Source organism: Loktanella sp. PT4BL, assembly GCF_003201935.1.
Lineage (GTDB): Bacteria > Pseudomonadota > Alphaproteobacteria > Rhodobacterales > Rhodobacteraceae > Yoonia.
Map to the genome: position 1 here is coordinate 132,834 of NZ_QJJL01000006.1, position 16,956 is coordinate 149,789.

The 16,956-nt window shown below is 58.5% G+C and carries 15 protein-coding genes; 4 read left to right on the plus strand and 11 right to left on the minus strand.

Features of this window, described 5'->3' with window-relative positions; translation table 11 throughout:
• The first annotated feature begins 134 nt into the window (after positions 1-134).
• Entirely contained in the window at positions 135-1,004 is an 870-nt protein-coding gene (locus tag C7964_RS16255; protein WP_076660685.1) for a branched-chain amino acid aminotransferase, read from the plus strand.
• A 52-nt stretch (positions 1,005-1,056) separates the two neighbouring features.
• Here C7964_RS16255 and C7964_RS16260 read toward each other — a convergent pair whose 3' ends face one another.
• Positions 1,057-1,242, minus strand: a complete 186-nt coding sequence (locus C7964_RS16260) for a hypothetical protein (RefSeq protein ID WP_110280706.1) — start codon at positions 1,240-1,242, stop codon at positions 1,057-1,059.
• 227 nt (positions 1,243-1,469) lie between these two features.
• On the opposite strand from C7964_RS16260, the gene C7964_RS16265 reads away from it, so the two are divergent.
• The gene (locus tag C7964_RS16265) at positions 1,470-2,102 is read left to right on the plus strand and encodes a hypothetical protein (protein WP_110280707.1); all 633 of its coding nucleotides are present in this window, start codon (positions 1,470-1,472) and stop codon (positions 2,100-2,102) included.
• Here the strand turns inward: C7964_RS16265 and C7964_RS16270 are convergent.
• Positions 2,099-3,019, minus strand: coding sequence for a DMT family transporter (locus tag C7964_RS16270; protein WP_110280708.1), 921 nt, complete (start codon positions 3,017-3,019; stop codon positions 2,099-2,101). The genes C7964_RS16265 and C7964_RS16270 overlap by 4 nt on opposite strands.
• A gap of 115 nt (positions 3,020-3,134) precedes the next feature.
• Between C7964_RS16270 and C7964_RS16275 the strand changes: the two genes are divergently transcribed.
• The gene (locus C7964_RS16275; protein ID WP_110280709.1) at positions 3,135-4,154 is read left to right on the plus strand and encodes a fatty acid desaturase; all 1,020 of its coding nucleotides are present in this window, start codon (positions 3,135-3,137) and stop codon (positions 4,152-4,154) included.
• Between the two features lie 42 nt (positions 4,155-4,196).
• Here the strand turns inward: C7964_RS16275 and C7964_RS16280 are convergent, their stop codons facing one another.
• Entirely contained in the window at positions 4,197-4,799 is a 603-nt protein-coding gene (locus tag C7964_RS16280) for a TetR/AcrR family transcriptional regulator (protein ID WP_110280710.1), read from the minus strand.
• 87 nt (positions 4,800-4,886) lie between these two features.
• Between C7964_RS16280 and C7964_RS16285 the strand changes: the two genes are divergently transcribed.
• Complete coding sequence (locus C7964_RS16285) at positions 4,887-5,309, plus strand: cupin domain-containing protein (RefSeq protein ID WP_110280711.1); 423 nt, start codon at positions 4,887-4,889, stop codon at positions 5,307-5,309.
• Positions 5,310-5,455: 146 nt separating this feature from the next.
• Here the strand turns inward: C7964_RS16285 and C7964_RS16290 are convergent, their stop codons facing one another.
• The 8 genes from C7964_RS16290 to C7964_RS16325 all read right to left on the minus strand — a co-directional run bounded on the left by C7964_RS16290 (position 5,456) and on the right by C7964_RS16325 (position 16,763).
• Positions 5,456-6,604, minus strand: coding sequence for a PQQ-dependent sugar dehydrogenase (locus C7964_RS16290; protein WP_110280712.1), 1,149 nt, complete (start codon positions 6,602-6,604; stop codon positions 5,456-5,458).
• A gap of 2 nt (positions 6,605-6,606) precedes the next feature.
• Entirely contained in the window at positions 6,607-7,635 is a 1,029-nt protein-coding gene (queG, locus tag C7964_RS16295) for a tRNA epoxyqueuosine(34) reductase QueG (protein ID WP_110280746.1), read from the minus strand.
• A gap of 105 nt (positions 7,636-7,740) precedes the next feature.
• Positions 7,741-8,406: an FtsZ-binding protein FzlA gene (gene fzlA, locus C7964_RS16300; RefSeq protein WP_110280713.1), complete on the minus strand. Its 666-nt coding sequence runs from the start codon at positions 8,404-8,406 to the stop codon at positions 7,741-7,743.
• A 64-nt stretch (positions 8,407-8,470) separates the two neighbouring features.
• A complete protein-coding gene (mtgA, locus tag C7964_RS16305; RefSeq protein ID WP_110280747.1) occupies positions 8,471-9,235 on the minus strand; it encodes a monofunctional biosynthetic peptidoglycan transglycosylase in 765 nt (254 codons plus the stop codon).
• A gap of 82 nt (positions 9,236-9,317) precedes the next feature.
• Positions 9,318-13,850 carry a glutamate synthase large subunit gene (gene gltB / locus C7964_RS16310; RefSeq protein WP_110280714.1) on the minus strand — a complete coding sequence of 1,511 codons (4,533 nt, stop codon included), beginning with the start codon at positions 13,848-13,850 and terminating at the stop codon, positions 9,318-9,320.
• 54 nt (positions 13,851-13,904) lie between these two features.
• Positions 13,905-14,567, minus strand: coding sequence for a hypothetical protein (locus C7964_RS16315; protein ID WP_110280715.1), 663 nt, complete (start codon positions 14,565-14,567; stop codon positions 13,905-13,907).
• On the minus strand, positions 14,564-15,232 hold the full coding sequence (locus C7964_RS16320) for a hypothetical protein (RefSeq protein ID WP_286164009.1): 669 nt from the start codon (positions 15,230-15,232) through the stop codon (positions 14,564-14,566). The genes C7964_RS16315 and C7964_RS16320 overlap by 4 nt, the downstream gene beginning before the upstream one ends.
• Before the next feature lie 103 nt (positions 15,233-15,335).
• Positions 15,336-16,763, minus strand: coding sequence for an NAD(P)-dependent oxidoreductase (locus C7964_RS16325; protein ID WP_110280717.1), 1,428 nt, complete (start codon positions 16,761-16,763; stop codon positions 15,336-15,338).
• Positions 16,764-16,956 lie beyond the last annotated feature (193 nt).

Sequence of the window (16,956 nt, forward strand, 5' to 3'; positions counted from 1 at the left end):
GGTCTTGACGCTACAATACGTCAGCTTTGTTGACATTCCAAGAATCAACTGCTAGCGAAACGCAGAAACTACGCAACATTATGTCCGAAACGGACCTATTGGCGTAACAAATGCAAAACGGGATGGAGATTACGATGGCCGGTGCATATGACGACAGAGACGGTAAAATCTGGATGGACGGCCAGTTGGTCGAATGGCGCGATGCCAAAGTCCACATCCTGACCCACGCCATGCACTACGCCTCATCCGTGTTCGAGGGGGAGCGCTGCTATTCCGGCAAGATCTTCAAATCACGCGAACACAGCGAGCGTCTGATCAAATCCGGCCAGTTGATCGATTTCCAAATCCCCTACACCGTCGATGAAATCGAAGCGGCAAAACAAGCCGCCCTGGACGCCAACGGCCTCAAAGACGCCTATGTCCGCCCCGTTGCATGGCGCGGGTCGGGCGAAGACATGGGTGTCGCGGCGGCCCGCAACCCTGTCCACCTTGCCGTGGCGGTCTGGGAATGGGGCAACTACTATGGCGACGCCAAGATGAAGGGCGCCAAGCTCGATATCGCGAAATGGAAACGCCCCAGCCCTGAAACAGCCCCATCGCAGGCAAAAGCGGCGGGTCTTTATATGATCGCCACCATGTCCAAACATGCAGCCGAGGCCAAAGGCTGTTCCGACGCCATGATGTTCGATTATCGCGGCTACGTGGCCGAAGCGACAGGTGCCAACATCTTCTTTGTCAAAGACGGTGAGGTGCACACACCTGTTGCCGATGCATTCCTCAACGGCATCACCCGCCAGACAGTGATCGGCATGTTGCGCGACAAGGGCCTGACCGTGAATGAACGGATCATCATGCCCGAAGAACTCGAAGGGTTCGAACAGTGCTGGCTCACAGGCACCGCCGCCGAAGTGACCCCCGTTGGACAAATCGGCGACTATAACTTTGAGGTAGGTGCCATCACACGCGAGATTTCAGCCGACTACGAGAAACTGGTCCGCGCATAACGGATCCCATACGGCAATCGGAAGGGGCGCTCGGGCGCCCCTTTTTCGTCGGCTAGGGCCGCATACCGCGCGCAAACCGCACAAAGAAACTGGTGCGGCTGTCAAGCGTCCGCTGCCGTTTGCGGCGCTGAAGGTCCAGTGTCGCTTTGCGCGGCCCTTCGTGGCGTTCGATTGCAATAGCCCGGACCATACGTGCAGGCGTCACTGCTTTTGGTCTGTCGATTACATGTTTTGTCATGTCATCCTCCGCTTTGTCTGATCAGTATACCACAAGACGACCGATTCTGCCCAATCCTGACAAATGCCGCATTGTAGGCGTTTTGTATATTATGGCAGCAAAACAGGCCGCGGCGCCGAAAACAGTCCTCAAAACAGCAACAATAAATCCGCCAACGAACGCGGAAAGGCCAAAGTTCCGGCAGGATTCAATGGGAAATTAGCTTTGTTTAATGAGTTGGATTCGTCATGTATTCTCCCGATACGACTACGACCAAGCAAGTTGCCGAGAAACCAAGGCTCTCTGAAAACGAGCGCGCGGTGCGACAATTGCTCAAGTCATCACCCCAGGACCTCTGGCTGGACACGCTGCGCCGCACGCGCGGAACAGAGCATTGCGCGCTTGTCCACTGGATGTTGTGCCAGCCTGAATGCGATTTTGCTGTGGCGGTGCACGCCTTCTATCGCTGCAATCCGACGGAGCATCTCGACAATCCCCGCCCATTGCCCGCACGCCCGGGACCCTGTGAGATATTCGCGCTGATCCTGCGGAACTGGGAAACAGGATCCTACAGGACACATCGCCTGAAGGTCGAAGCAGTGGATGCCGATCCGCGTATCGTGTCGCGGGTCAGGCAGAAGATGATGGTCTACCCCGACGGGACGCTGCCCTTCACGATCCCGCCGGCATTTATTGAGCCGACGGGCGGATCACCTGTCAAAGTGCCGACACACCTGCAACCCAACGAGATCAGGGACATCTGGTCACTGTTTTCCGATCTGGGCCTCAAGGTGCACAAATCCCCACCGGGGTTTGCCCGAAAAATCGCGCAGGTGCGTCTGCTTTTGGCACGGCTGCGGCAAGGCGCGCGACAGGCCTAGGACCCGACATTGCCCGTCGCTTTGCGCTGTTGCGCGCGCTGCAAACCCAGTTTGCGCTCGCGCCAGATAATCAGCACACCCGCTGCTATCACAATCCCTGCGCCGATCAGCATGGTCCCGGTCGGCACCTCGTCAAAGATGAAATAGCCGATCAACAGCGCAAGGATCATCGAGCTATAGTCAAACGGCGCCACCAGCGACGCATCGGCATAGCGATAGCTCGATGTCAGGAAAATCTGCCCGATCCCGCCCAGGAACCCCGCCATGACAAGCATGGCCGCGATCTGCCATGTCGGCATAACCCACCCCCACGGCAGTGTGAAAAGCGCCATGGCCGACGAGGTGAGCGTAAACCAGAACACAATTGCGGCAGTTGTTTCTGTCGCCACCAGCTTGCGCACGAAAACCTGCGCGAGGGCTGCAAGAACTGCCCCCATCAAAACAACAATCGCGCCCAGCGTTTCGGAATGGCTCAAGCTCGCCCCGACCGAAAGCCGCGGCGACAACACGATCAGAACGCCAACCATCCCCATCGCAACAGCCGACAACCGGAACGCGCGCACATTTTCATTCAGGAACATCGCAGCAAAGACGACGACCAGCAGCGGCGCGGCATAGCCAATCGCTGTCACCTCGGGCAATGGCAGCAGGCCGAGCCCGGTAAACCCCAGCCCCATTGCCGATGTACCCACCAATCCGCGCCAGAAATGCCCCATCGGGTTCTTGGTTTTCCAGCCATCGCGCAGCTCATGCCGTATGGCCAGCCACCCCAGAATAATGGGCAAAGCGAAGAAAGACCGAAAGAAAACAGCCTGCCCCGGCGGGACATCAACCGAGGCGGCTTTGACCAGACTGGCCATCCCCATGAACATGCAGACGGACAGGACTTTAAAGATAATGCCCCGAAGCGGCTGCATGATGTGTTCCTCTTTCCGCTACACTAGGACGCAGGCAGACCACATTGAAGCCTTTTTCGCTTGCTAATCGTTGACGTTAGGGTATCGAAAACCATCACAGGCTAAGAAGCAGTATATGCAAGACAAAAATAAGACCCCCGCGAACATGACCCCCCGTGACTGGGTCCAGATTTTGGCAAAATACCGCGAACCAAGCAGCATCCGCAGCAGCTTTGAACTCGCCGTCAGTTTGATCCCCTTTGTGGTGCTCTGGGTGCTGGCCTGCTGGGTGGCGCAATATAGCTATCTTGGCGCGTTTCTGATCTCGGCGGCGAACGGTCTTTTCCTGTTGCGGCTCTTTTGTATTCAACACGATTGCGGCCATGGCTCGTTCTTTGGCAACCGTGATGTGAGTGACTGGGTCGGGCGGGCCTTGGGTGTTGTCACGCTTACGCCATATGATGTCTGGCGGCGCACACATTCGATCCATCACAGCCACGCGGGTGACCTTGACCAACGCGGCATCGGTGATGTGATGACGCTGACGGTCGAGGAATACCACCAGCGCACCCCCTTCGGACGGTTCCTCTATCGGGCATACCGCCACCCGTTTGTGATGTTCGGCCTTGGTCCGACCTATCTGTTTTTCCTGCAAAACCGTCTGCCGCTGGGCCTGCAAGGGCGCAAATACTGGGTCAGCGCGATGGGCACCAATGTTGCTATCGCTGCGATCCTTGGCACAATCGTCTATTTCGGCGGGCTGCAGGCACTGTTCCTTGTTTTCCTGCCGACAACCCTGATCGCCGCATCCATCGGCGTATGGCTCTTTTACGTTCAACACCAGTTTGAAACGACGCATTGGGAACAGCACGAAGACTGGCAACTGCACGAGGCCGCTTTGCACGGCAGCTCACACTACGACCTGCCACCAATCCTGCGGTGGTTCACCGCGAACATCGGCATCCACCACGTCCACCACCTCTATAGCCGCATCCCGTTCTACAGGCTGACAGAGGTCCTGCGCGACCATAGCGAACTGGTCGAGGTGAGCCGCATGACAATCGCCCAAAGCATCAAATGCGCAAGCCTTGATCTCTGGGACGAAAAATCCAAGCGCCTGATTTCCTTTGCCGCAGCGCGCAAGCTGGCCGCCTAGCACCCCGCAGTCCCGGACCTGATCCGGGACCTCGTGCCGCCGCTACACCTTTGCAGGTTGTAGAACAGACAGCGCCAGATCCAGAATCGCCCGCGGGTCTTCGCCGCGCGCGCGGTAATCCAGTGCCAAGCCAATCTGCGCATGTGTATAGGCCGCAGCAAGGTCCGCGGGCAGACTGCTGGTCCACCCTCCTTCTGTGCGCGCTTGCGCAAACAGCTTGGTAAAGGCCACAAGCGCCATGCCGTCAATCTGCCCGATCACCGCTTGGGTCTTCGGCCCCAATTGATCGCGCGCTGCACGCATCTTCACAAAAAGACAGCCGTGGTCATGTAACGGATCCGCCGCCGCCAGAGAGACGATCTTGGACAATTTAGTCCCAAGATCCTCGTCACTCTGCACAATGCCAAGCATCTGCCCCAGCACAGTTTCCGCATAAACCTCAAGCACCGCAGCCGCCAAACCATCGTCATTGCCGAACTCGCGGTAGACCGATGGCTTCGACACCCCCGCCCGCGCACAAACCTCGTTCAGCGAGACATTTGTCGGCCCCTCTTGCCAGTAAGCCTGCATGGCCGCGTCGATCACAGCGGCTTTCTTCAGGGTCTTTGGGCGTCCACGGCTCGGTTTTTCTGGGTTAGATGACATTTTAGTACCGAATGGTATTTTATTGTTGACAGCTTTTCTGATTTATTTGTACCAATCGGTATCAAATTTGCAAAGAGGAGAAATACAATGTTGAAGACTTTGATCGCCGCCACTGCGGCTACCCTGCTTACAACCTTCGCCACCGCCGATGGTCACGGCCACGGCGCCATGCATGTGGCCCTTGAAAATGTCGCATGGGAAGACGCACCATTGCCCGGTGTCCAACTGGCGCTGGCCTGGGGCGAGGATGCAACCGGCGCAACGTGGCTGTTCAAAATGGAGCCGGGGGTGGCATTGCCGATGCATACCCACAGCAGTGACTATTGGGGACTGACCATTCAGGGCAACTGGGTACACATCGAAGGTGAAGGCACCGAAGTGCCCACAGGCCCGGGCGACTACGCCCTTGTCCCCGCTGGTGAGCCGCATGCCGATCGTTGTGACAGCGACGTGGAGTGCATCTTCCTGCTCGATTTCGCCGGACCACGTGATGTGGCCTTGGCAAACTAGCACCGCGCCGATGATTGTCTTGCCGGCCGCGATATCTGCGGCTGGCAAGTTCCTCAGACAAGGCTATCGCCATCATCGCGCACCATCAGGGCCCCGCACGGTTCAGACATACACCGCCCAAAAGCTCCCGCCAACGCGGCCGGACGCTACCCCGGCATGACCCGCAGCACCTCGCCCGCGTCCAACAGCAGCAGCACCGCGCCGTCCTCCAGCACTTCCACGTCACGGATGCGGCCCACATCAGTCAGCAAACGCTCTTCGCCAACCACGCGCCCGTTCTGGATATCCAGACGCACCAGCGCACCGGGGTTGAGCGAGGCAATCAGCAAATCCCCCTGCCACGCGGCATATGGCCCGTCATAAAACATCATCCCACCGGGTGCGATCACAGGGTCCCAATAGTAAACGGGTTCTTCAAAATCGGGCCCGCTTGCATCGCCACCGCCCACATCAGACCCGCGGTAATTGATCCCGTAGCTCACAACCGGCCAACCATAGTTCAGCCCCGCCTGTGGCCGGTTCAACTCATCCCCGCCGCGCGGCCCGTGTTCGATTGTCCAAAGCCCGCCGGGCCCCATCGCGGCACCCTGCACGTTGCGATGGCCCAGCGACCAGACCTGATCATTGCCTGCACGGCCCACAAAGGGATTGTCCGCAGGCACCGATCCGTCCGCATTCACACGGATGATCTTGCCATGGGTCGTCTCGATATCCTGCACCAGAGTGCCACTATCGCCAGCACCACGATCACCTGTCGTAATCCAGACGGTCCCATCTGCCATCGGTAGAATGCGGCTGCCGAAATGGCGCCCGTTGCGCGCGGGATTATCCTGCACAAAAATATCCGTCGCATCACTGATCACACCATCGGCACCCAAAGTTCCGCGGGCCGCTGCCGTCACCAAACCGCCGCGCACGGATTTCGCATAGGTCCAGAAAATCGTCCTGTCCTGCGCAAAATCGGGGGACACCGCTACGTCCAGCAACCCGCCCTGACCCTGCGCCGCCACATCAGGCAACCCCGCCAATGGGCTGCTCAGACTGCCATCCGCATTCATGACACGCAGGTTTCCGACCTTCTCGGTCACCAGAAACTGCCCGTTCCCGAGGTTCGCAATCCCCCACGGGCTATCCAGACCATCGGCAAAAACCTCAACCGTCACATCGGTGACGGGCAACGCGGGCGCACGTGTCTGCTCTGCAAACGCAGGGGTGAAATCGGCATTCGGGCGCCCTTGGTCCACCTGCGCATAGGCGGCAACAGGTAACATCATCAATGCAAGAATACGAAACATGATCAGTCCTCCTTCAGACGTGAGATAGCCCAGCGCGCCGCATCGGCCACTGCCGCATCAGGATCATCAACCAAAGGTGAAACGGCTGCGATCAACGTCTGATCACCGGAATTGCCAATCGCATAGGCCACATTGCGCACAAAACGGTCGCGGCCGATCCGCTTGATCGGTGATCCCGAAAACAGCGCGCGAAAGCCCGCATCATCCAACCCCGCCAAATCTGCCAACGGTGGTGCCACCAGATCATCCCGCGCCGCAAGCTTTGCATCCCGCCCCTCATGGGCAAATTTGTTCCACGGACAGACCGCCAGACAGTCATCACAACCATAAATCCGGTTGCCCATGAGCGGGCGCAACTCGGCGTCCACCGGCCCTTTATGTTCAATCGTCAGATAGGAAATGCAACGCCGCGCATCCAGACGGTAAGGGGCCGGAAACGCGCCTGTCGGGCAGATGTCCAGACAGGCGGTGCAAGATCCGCAATGGCTCGTCTCTGCCACATCGCTTGCCAGATCCACGGTGGTAAAGATCGCGCCAAGAAAGAACCAGTTGCCCAGATCACGGGATAACAGGTTGGTATGCTTACCCTGCCACCCCAGTCCGGCCGCCTGCGCGAGCGGTTTCTCCATCACAGGGGCGGTATCGACAAAGACCTTGATCTCCGCCTCCGGCACCTGTTCGATCAACCAGCGGCCTACGTGTTTCAGACGCTTTTTCACCACATCATGATAATCACGGTTCTGCGCATAAACACTGATCGCGGCACGGTCACGTTCCTCCAAGACCGCCAAAGGATCATGCTCCGGCGTATAGGGTTCCGCCAGCATAATCACCGACCGCGCGGCGGGCCAAAGCGCTGTCGGGTCCGCCCGCCATGCCATCCGCTCTGCCATCCAGCCCATCTGCCCATGCATCCCGGACGCAACGAATGCCTGCAACCTTTCAGGCAATTCCGGCACGGCATCAGGCCGACACACACCGACAGCGGCAAAGCCCGCCTCCTGCGCAAAGCCGATCAAACGCTGTTTCAGATTACCCGTTTCTTGCAAACCAGCGCACCCCGCAGCATGCCCGTCATTATTGGCCCGAAAATATCCCGGGGAGTCCCGGACAACGTCCGGGACGGGGCAGAGCCCCTAGAAGTCCAGATCGGCATAATGCGCCGCAGGCTGAAACCCCGGCACCTCATCCGCCAGAATAGACCGGAACGCGGGGCGGGACTTGATCTTGGCATACCAGTCTTTCAACACCTCATGCCGGTTCCAGTCCACGTCACTGGTATAATCCAGACACGACAGTTGCGCGGCAGCCGCAAAATCCGCCATCGTCATCTCGTTACCCGCAAGCCAGCGGCGTTCGTCCAGCAGACGCGCCATATAATCCAGATGGTATTTGATGGCCTTCGCGCCGGCTTTCACATTCGTGCTGTCCGGATAACCGGTGCCCATGATCTTGCGGTAGACACGCTCACCGGTCAGCTTTGTCGTGACCTCTTGATAGAACTTGTCATCAAACCAGCCCACCAGACGCCGAACCTCGCAGCGGGCATCGGCCCCTTTTGGCAATAACGCGGGCGTCGGGTGCGTCTCTTCGATATACTCGCAGATCGCCACACTGTCCGACATTGTACGCCCGTCCATTTTCAGCACAGGAACCTTGCCCGCCGGATTGCGGCGCAGGAAATCCGGATCCTTTTCCCAATAGCGTTCTTCGACCAAAGCGACTTCGATCTTCTTTTCGCCCAGACACAGCCGGACTTTGCGGGAAAACGGAGACAAGGGATAATGGTACAGGGTGTTCATGCGCGGCTCACAACAATAACTCGCCCTTCAATGCCGCAAGCTGCGCCACTGTTCAATGGCTGGGTCAGTTTTCAAAGCATTCCGCGCGCCCGTCCGCCGCAATCGTTGCGGCCCCGCTCATGATCGCGCGCGTGCGTTCGCGGGTGAATGTGCTGGGGTTGCTGGCCGAACGGGTTTTGGGCGCAGGCAGGATCGCGGCAAGGCGCGCCGCCTGTGTGGGCGTCAGATCGGCGGCATCAACACCGAAATAATGCCGCGCCGCGGCCTGCACGCCAAAGACACCTTCATCGAATTCGGCCACATTCAGGTAGAGCTCGACAATCCGGCGCTTGGACCAGATCGCCTCGGTCAAGGGCGTCCAAAGCGCTTCAATCGCCTTGCGCGACCAGCTTCGGCCGTGCCACAGAAACACGTTCTTGACGACCTGCTGCGAAATGGTCGAGGCCCCGCCGCGCCCGCGTTCCACCGCATCCTGGATGGCGTTGACATCCAGCCCCCAGTGCAGACAGAAATTCGCGTCTTCCGCCGCCACCACGGACCGCGCCATAACGGGGGCGATATCTTCGATATCCACCCATTCCCGTTTAATCGTCACCAAACGATGGGCTTCGGCACGCATATAGGGTGTCGTGGGCGGATTGATGACCGCGTACAGCAGCGTCCAGAGCAGCGCGAAAGAAAAGACAGCCACAACACCCCAAAAAACCGTCCTGCGGATAAACCGGCGCACGCGGGCCACAAGCCCGAGCTTTTCGGTCTTCCTCGCAGGTTTCTTTTTGGGTGCCGGCTTTTGCGCCGTTCGCTTTCTAGCTGTGCTCGGTTCTGCCATCTGCCCCATAAGCCATAGGCGGGGTTAAAGGGTCAAGAAGATGCAGCGCCCCCGCGCGATTTTCAGCGCGGGGGCGTGGTATTTATTCCGCAGGGATTGCCGCGTCCTCGATGCTGAGCGGTGCAGGCAAATGCACCAGCATCTCTTTGGGGCAGACCTGCAGGAAATTGGCTTTCTCAAGGTCCCAATGCTGCAGGATATCAGCGGCCTTGCGGCTGCCTGTCTCCGCGGCATGACGTTCGATCAGGCCTTTCAACTGGGTCTCCCAGTGATCGACCGTCACAGGGTTCGTCACCAGTGTTTCCATGTTGATCAGCTCTGCGGCCTCGCCCTTGGGGTCATAAAGATAAGCCATACCGCCGGTCATGCCCGCCCCGAAGTTCGCACCGATCGTGCCAAGGATCACAGCAACACCACCGGTCATATATTCACACCCGTTCGTGCCGCAGCCCTCGATCACCACATGGGCACCCGAGTTGCGCACCGCAAACCGCTCGCCCGCGCGACCGGCGGCGAAAAGATACCCCGCCGTCGCACCATAAAGCACGGTGTTGCCAATGATCGTGTTGTCCGACGCCACCAGCGGGCTGACCATCGGCGGACGGATCACGATTGTCCCCCCCGACAGACCCTTGCCCACATAGTCGTTGGCATCACCCGACACCTCTAGCTTGAGACCCGGGGCTGCAAAGGCCCCCAGCGACTGGCCCGCACTGCCGCGCAGTTTCACCGTCAGGTGATCCGGCTGCAACGCGTTGCGCATCCCGAACTGCTGCACGATGTGGCTGGATGTGCGTGTGCCGATTGTCCGCAGCGTGTTCTGCACCGCATAGTCCAGCTGCATCTTCTCGCCATCATTCAGGAAGCGCGCGGCGTCCTGCACAATCTGCGCATCCAGCGTATCATCGACAGGATTGCGCGGCTTGTTGCGGTCATAGGTGATCTTGTTGGCTCCATCGACGGTGATCAACAGCGGGTTCAGGTCCAGATCATCCAGATGCGCTGACCCACGCGACACTTGGGTCAACAGATCGGCACGGCCAATCACGTCATCCAAAGACCGCGCGCCAATCGACGCAAGGATTTCACGGACTTCAGTCGCATAGAAGGTGATCAGGTTGACAACCTTGTCGGCATTGCCGGTGAACTTCTCACGCAGCGCTTCGTCCTGCGTACACACACCCACAGGGCAGGTGTTCGACTGGCACTGACGCACCATGATGCAGCCCATCGCGATCAGCGCAGCGGTGCCGATGCCATATTCCTCGGCCCCCATCATCGCAGCCATGACAATGTCACGGCCAGTACGCAAACCACCATCGGTGCGCAGGGTAATCCGCTCACGCAGGTTGTTCATGGCAAGCACCTGATGCGCCTCGGTCAGGCCCATTTCCCATGGCAGGCCTGCGTATTTGATCGACGTACCGGGCGATGCACCTGTGCCGCCATTGTGACCCGAAATCAGGATCACATCGGCCTTGGCCTTGGCCACACCAGCGGCAATCGTTCCCACACCGGACGACGACACCAGCTTCACGGTCACCTTACAGCGCGGGTTGATCTGCTTGAGGTCATAGATCAGCTGCGCCAAGTCCTCGATGGAATAGATATCGTGGTGCGGCGGCGGTGAAATCAGGGTCACGCCCTTGGTCGAGTGACGCAGACGCGCAATCAGGTCAGTGACCTTCATACCGGGCAACTGGCCACCCTCACCGGGCTTGGCACCCTGCGCGACTTTGATCTCAAGCTCTTCACAGGCGTTCAGATATTCGGCTGTCACACCAAAGCGGCCTGACGCCACCTGCTTGATCTTTGCGGAAGGGTTATCTCCATTGGGTTCGGGGTTGAAGTGTGCGGGATCTTCGCCACCCTCACCGGAATCCGACTTTGCACCGATGCGGTTCATCGCCACGTTCAGCGTCTTATGCGCCTCGGGCGACAGCGCACCCAAAGACATGCCGGGTGTCACGAAACGCTTGCGGATTGCGGTGATGCTTTCCACCTCTTCAATCGGGATCGGCGCACCCAGCGGTTTGATCGCCAGAAGGTCACGCAGATGGATCGGCGGGTTCGACTGCATGGATTTCGAGAACTGCTGCCACAAAGCATAGCTCGCCTTGTTACAAGCCGCCTGCAACATGTGCATCGTTTGCGCTTCCCATGCGTGCTTTTCACCGGACCGGCGGGCCTTGTAGAAGCCCCCGATTGGCAACACATCACTGCCACCTTTCCAGCCCTTCGCATGGACCTCTTCCAGCTTGGTCTGAATACCGGATGTCCCGATGCCGGAAATACGGCTGTGCATACCGGGGAAATATTCCGCGACCATCGCACGCGACAGACCCACGGCCTCAAAGTTCAGACCGCCGCGATAGGACGACAGAACCGAAATCCCCATCTTTGACATGATCTTGAGAAGACCCGCATCAATGGCGGCGCGATACCGCGCGACAGCCTCGGTCAATGTGCCCTCGATCAGGCCGCGACGCACACGATCCGCGATAGAGTCCTGTGCGAGATAGGCGTTCACAGTAGTCGCGCCACAGCCGATCAGCACCGCAAAGTAATGCGGATCAATACACTCGGCCGAGCGCACGTTGATCGAACAGAAGGTCCGCAGGCCTTTCGATGTCAGACCCGAATGGACCGCAGAGGTCGCAAGGATCATCGGCATCGGCACCAGATCTTCAGACTGGTTCTGATCGGTCAGCACAATATGGCCCGCACCCGAACGCACGGCGTCTTCGGCCTCGGCACGAATACGCTGCAGGCCCGCATTCAAAGACCCCGCTCCCGGCTCAAAGACACAGTCGATCACAGCAACGCTGTCGCCGAACTGTTTCATCATCTGCTCGAACTCGGCGTTGGCGACGAAAGGACTTGCCAGCAACAGGATCTCGGTCTGCGACGAATCCTCATCCAGCACGTTTTTCAGGTTCCCGAACCGCGTTTTCAGCGACATCACGCGGCTTTCGCGCAAACTGTCGATTGGCGGGTTCGTGACCTGGCTAAAGTTCTGCCGGAAGAAATGCGACAGCGGGCGATAGGTCTTGGACAGGACCGCAGAGGGCGTATCATCACCCATTGACGCGATCATTTCCTTACCGTCCTCGGCCATGGGCGCGAGCACCTGTTCCAGCTCTTCGATGCTGTAACCGGCAGCAACCTGACGCTTGCGCAGGTCAGCCCCCTCAAAGATCGGCTTTTCCGGCACGTCACGCATGATGTCGTTCAGATCGACAACCTTCTCGACCCAGTCACCAAAGGGCTGGGCAGCGGCCAGTTTGTCCTTCAATTCCTTGTCGTGGTACAAACGCCCCTCTTGCATATCCACGGCGATCATCTGCCCCGGGCCAAGCGCGCCTTTTTCTACAACTGTGGCTTCATCGACAGGCACCATGCCTACTTCGGAGCCTGCCACCAGCAGACCGTCACCGGTCACGACATAACGTAGCGGACGCAGACCGTTGCGGTCCAGACCGCCGCAAACCCAACGCCCGTCCGTCATAGCCAATGCCGCCGGACCATCCCATGGCTCCATCACGGCGTTGCAATAACCGTACATGTCCTGCCACGCCTGCGGCATCTCAACCGCCTGCTGTGACCACGCCTCGGGCACCATCATGGTCTTTGCCATCGGTGCATTGCGGCCTGCACGCACCAGAACCTCGAAAACGGAGTCCAAGGCGGCACTATCAGACGCACCGGATGGAATGATCGGCTTGATGTCACCGGCCTTGTCGCCAAAAGCATTGGACGCCATGCGGATTTCATGGCTCTTCATCCAGTTGACGTTGCCTTTCAGCGTGTTGATCTCGCCGTTATGGGCCAACATGCGGAACGGCTGGGCCAAGGACCACTGCGGGAAGGTATTGGTGGAATAGCGCTGGTGATAGATCGCAAAGGCACTCTCGAACCGCGCATCCATCAGGTCAGGATAGAACTCGGCCACCTGTTCGGCCAGCATCATGCCCTTGTAGATCAGCGACCGGCACGACAGCGAACAGACATACATGCCATTGATCGCAGCAGCCGTCGCCGCCTTCTCGATCCGGCGGCGAATGATGTAAAGCTCGCGCTCGAACGCCTCTTCATCCAGACCCTTTTCGTTGCGGATCAGGATCTGTTCGATCTCGGGGCGGGTCGCGTTGGCCTTGTCGCCCAGCACTTCGGTGTTCACCGGCACATGGCGCCAGCCATAGATATAGTGGCCCATGCGCAGCACTTCGGATTCCACAATCGTGCGGCAGCGTTCCTGGGCGGCAAAATCGGTGCGCGGCAGAAACACCTGTCCCACAGCAATCAGCTTGTCGTCGATTGGTTCGTGGCCGGTCCGGCGGATCTGGTCGTTAAAGAAGGGCACAGGGATCTGCACGTGAATACCCGCACCATCACCTGTCTTGCCATCCGCATCAACAGCGCCACGGTGCCAGACCGCCTTCAGCGCATTGATGCCCTTTTCCACAACATCGCGTGACGGGGTGCCATCAATCGACACCACAAGACCCACGCCACAAGAGGCATGTTCATCGTCCGCCTTATACAGGCCATTCTCGGCCATCCACTGACGCTTGGCCTCTTCGGCGGCAACCCAAGTCTGGTCATATGTTGTCATCTGCGTTTCCTTTCTAGGCGGGGCCACCACACGGGTGGGCTTGAAATTCAGGTCTTAAGAGATCGCGACACCACACCCGTGTTTCGGGCTGGCGCTCAGGAACCCGGGCTCGCCGGGGAAGATAAATTCAACGGGGCGATTGGACCGCTCATAAGTTCCGTCCGATGTCGTCACAGTGCCGGTTCCGGCCAGAAACATACGCCAGTCGCGGTTGATAAATTCACGGCCCTGGGCCGCCCAAACCTCGTTGCCCGCCCCGTCATAGGCGGTGATGTCATAAGTAGTCTCATCCAGTGTGACGCCATCAATCGTGATCTGACGGCCGGTCAACGTATCGCGGCCCTCATAGCGGGTCTCGCCGATCTCGTCGGACAGGGTGCGAAAATCAAAAGTATCAAGGTCCGTCGCGATCAGTTCGCTGAAAGACGCAGGATCAATGGGCGCACTCTCCAACACTTCGCTATGCCCGCTCAGGACATGAAAACTGCTGATCCACTGCGCTTCATCATCGGTGACGCCTGTATAGGTCATGCCCTGTTCATCAAGGCTGACACGGCGCTTGTGTCCCTCGGGATCGCCCTGACAGATAAAGTGGTGGTCCACCTGACAGCTCTCGCTTTGCACGGTCACAAACGCCTCACATCCACCCGGGAGGGAGAATGTCTCTTGCGCAGCAACGGGGCTGGCCAAAAGGATCAGGGCGCATGCCAGTCTCATGGGCGGAACCCTGATTCAATGACGTTACATTCGTACAAAGGCCGGTCCGCAAAGAACCCCGGCTCACCCGGATAGATGAACTCGACAGGTGACATATCAATCACCTGATCGGGGGTATCGTCGGACCAGCTTTCACCGAAAAAGAAAAGCCGGTGCTCTTCGCTGACATACTGGCGGCCACTGCTTGCGTCGATGATATTGCCGTCGCCATCAATCGTGCGGCCCTGAAACTCGGTATTAAGCAGGACCTCCCCGTCAATCTCGGTCGTCTCGCCCGTGAGCATGTCAAAACCCACGTTGCGCTCGGTGCCCTCATCGGTTTCCAGCGTGAAATCCCATGTATCAATCTGGGTCTCGAAAAGCGTGGTCAACGATGCAGGATCCTCGGCAGGTGTGATCAGACGCTCGTTTCCGGTGACCTTATAGGCCTCGACCCACTGGAATTCGGCGTCAACCTTTTGCACGCTGAACACACCCGCCTGCGTCAGCAGCGCAATCCACTGATCACCCGGTTCATCGGCGGCGCATTGCCAGACATTGGTCATGACGCAACCCTTGTTCTGGACGGTCAGCACGGCTTCACACCCCTCTGGCGCGGCAAAGCTCTGCTGGGCCATGGCCGGAGCGGCCACAACCAAAGCACTGAGGATGATCATCGGTTTCATCATTTCTTTACCTTCCAGGTCAGCAGATGTGACCTACCTAAATCGCGTGTATGTCAGGCTTGCGTACAGGTTGTGTACAGGTTGTGTACGCGTTCTGTACGGCCTATTCGGCAGCAACAGTCGCCGCCTGACCCAGATACTCCAGCATTGCGGTCGCCGCATCACGCCCGTCGCGGATAGCCCAGACAACAAGCGAAGCACCGCGCACGATGTCACCTGCGGCATAGACACCCTCAAGGCTTGTCGCACCGGTGTTGAAGTCGGCTTTCACGGTACCCCAACGGGTCACTTCCAGCCCCTCGACACCCCAAAGCTTGGGCAGGTCCTCGGGCTCGAAGCCCAGCGCCTTGATCACGATATCCGCGCCCTCGACATAGTCCGAACCTTCGATCAATTCAGGCGCCTGGCGCCCCGTTGCATCAGGCGCGCCAAGACGCATCTTTTGCACTTTCACACCTGTGACGGGATCGCCTTCGAAACCATTGGGGGCAGCAAGCCAGACAAACTCGACACCCTCTTCCTCGGCGTTCTGCACCTCACGCTGTGAACCCGGCATGTTGGCGCGGTCACGGCGATAGAGACATTTCACGCTTGCCGCACCTTGACGGATCGCAGTGCGGACACAGTCCATCGCGGTATCACCGCCGCCAATCACGACAACGCGCTTGCCTTCAGCGTTCAATTCACCGCTGTCGAACTCGGGCACTTCATCACCAAAGCTCTTGCGGTTGCTCGCAGTCAGATAGTCGATCGCATCAACAATGCCATCGGCACCGGAATCCGGCAAATCACGTGTTTTATAGACGCCCGTGGCGATCAGAACCGCATCATGCTTGCCGCGAATGGCGTCAAAGGACAGATCCTCGCCCACATTACAATTCAGCACAAACTGCACGCCGCCATCCTCAAGCTGCGCCATGCGCTGCATCACGATATCTTTCTCAAGCTTGAAGCCCGGGATACCGTAGGTCAGCAAACCGCCGCCGCGGTCATAGCGGTCGTAAACCGTGACCTGCACACCCTGACGGCGCAGCATATCCGCCGCCGCCAGACCACCCGGTCCGGCACCAATAATACCAACGCTTTCACTCCGCTCGGCATGGGGGCGGATCGGCTGAACCCAGCCTTCCTCGAATGCGGTGTCGGTGATGTATTTTTCGACCGAACCGATGGTGACAGTGCCATGGCCGGACTGTTCGATCACACAGTTACCTTCGCAAAGACGGTCCTGCGGGCAGATACGGCCACAGATCTCAGGAAACGTGTTGGTGGCCTGCGAAATCTCGTAGGCTTCCTGCAAACGCCCCTCGGCCGTCAGACGCAGCCAGTCAGGGATGTTGTTGTGCAGCGGACAATGGGTCTGGCAATAAGGCACGCCACACTGGCTGCACCGGCTTGCCTGCTCGGCGGCCTTGTCGCGTGCGTACTCGGCGTAAATCTCGCCGAAGTCTTCCTTGCGTAAGTTCGGCGGACGCTTTTCCGGCATCTCGCGCGAGACTTGTGTAAACTTCAACATCTTTTGGCCAGCCATAAGCCACCCTCCCGTATTCCAGAGCGAGACGCCTTTTAAAACGGTCCAAACCAAATGAAAAGGCAGTACTACTGACCTATATCAAAGAAAATTTGTCGCGGCGCGCGAAAGATCGTGGTCAAAAGGTTAAAATTAGGTCCGCTTTGCGACCTATATCCCCTCTTTCCCCAAGATTCAGGCAGGTTATAGGTTG

Coding starts and splice junctions, on each gene's coding strand:
- C7964_RS16255 (WP_076660685.1), top strand. CDS start 135: ATGGCCGGTGCATATGACGACAGAGACGGTAAAATCTGGATGGACGGC.
- C7964_RS16260 (WP_110280706.1), bottom strand. CDS start 1,242: ATGACAAAACATGTAATCGACAGACCAAAAGCAGTGACGCCTGCACGT.
- C7964_RS16265 (WP_110280707.1), top strand. CDS start 1,470: ATGTATTCTCCCGATACGACTACGACCAAGCAAGTTGCCGAGAAACCA.
- C7964_RS16270 (WP_110280708.1), bottom strand. CDS start 3,019: ATGCAGCCGCTTCGGGGCATTATCTTTAAAGTCCTGTCCGTCTGCATG.
- C7964_RS16275 (WP_110280709.1), top strand. CDS start 3,135: ATGCAAGACAAAAATAAGACCCCCGCGAACATGACCCCCCGTGACTGG.
- C7964_RS16280 (WP_110280710.1), bottom strand. CDS start 4,799: ATGTCATCTAACCCAGAAAAACCGAGCCGTGGACGCCCAAAGACCCTG.
- C7964_RS16285 (WP_110280711.1), top strand. CDS start 4,887: ATGTTGAAGACTTTGATCGCCGCCACTGCGGCTACCCTGCTTACAACC.
- C7964_RS16290 (WP_110280712.1), bottom strand. CDS start 6,604: ATGTTTCGTATTCTTGCATTGATGATGTTACCTGTTGCCGCCTATGCG.
- fzlA (WP_110280713.1), bottom strand. CDS start 8,406: ATGAACACCCTGTACCATTATCCCTTGTCTCCGTTTTCCCGCAAAGTC.
- mtgA (WP_110280747.1), bottom strand. CDS start 9,235: ATGGCAGAACCGAGCACAGCTAGAAAGCGAACGGCGCAAAAGCCGGCA.
- gltB (WP_110280714.1), bottom strand. CDS start 13,850: ATGACAACATATGACCAGACTTGGGTTGCCGCCGAAGAGGCCAAGCGT.
- C7964_RS16315 (WP_110280715.1), bottom strand. CDS start 14,567: ATGAGACTGGCATGCGCCCTGATCCTTTTGGCCAGCCCCGTTGCTGCG.
- C7964_RS16320 (WP_286164009.1), bottom strand. CDS start 15,232: ATGAAACCGATGATCATCCTCAGTGCTTTGGTTGTGGCCGCTCCGGCC.
- C7964_RS16325 (WP_110280717.1), bottom strand. CDS start 16,763: ATGGCTGGCCAAAAGATGTTGAAGTTTACACAAGTCTCGCGCGAGATG.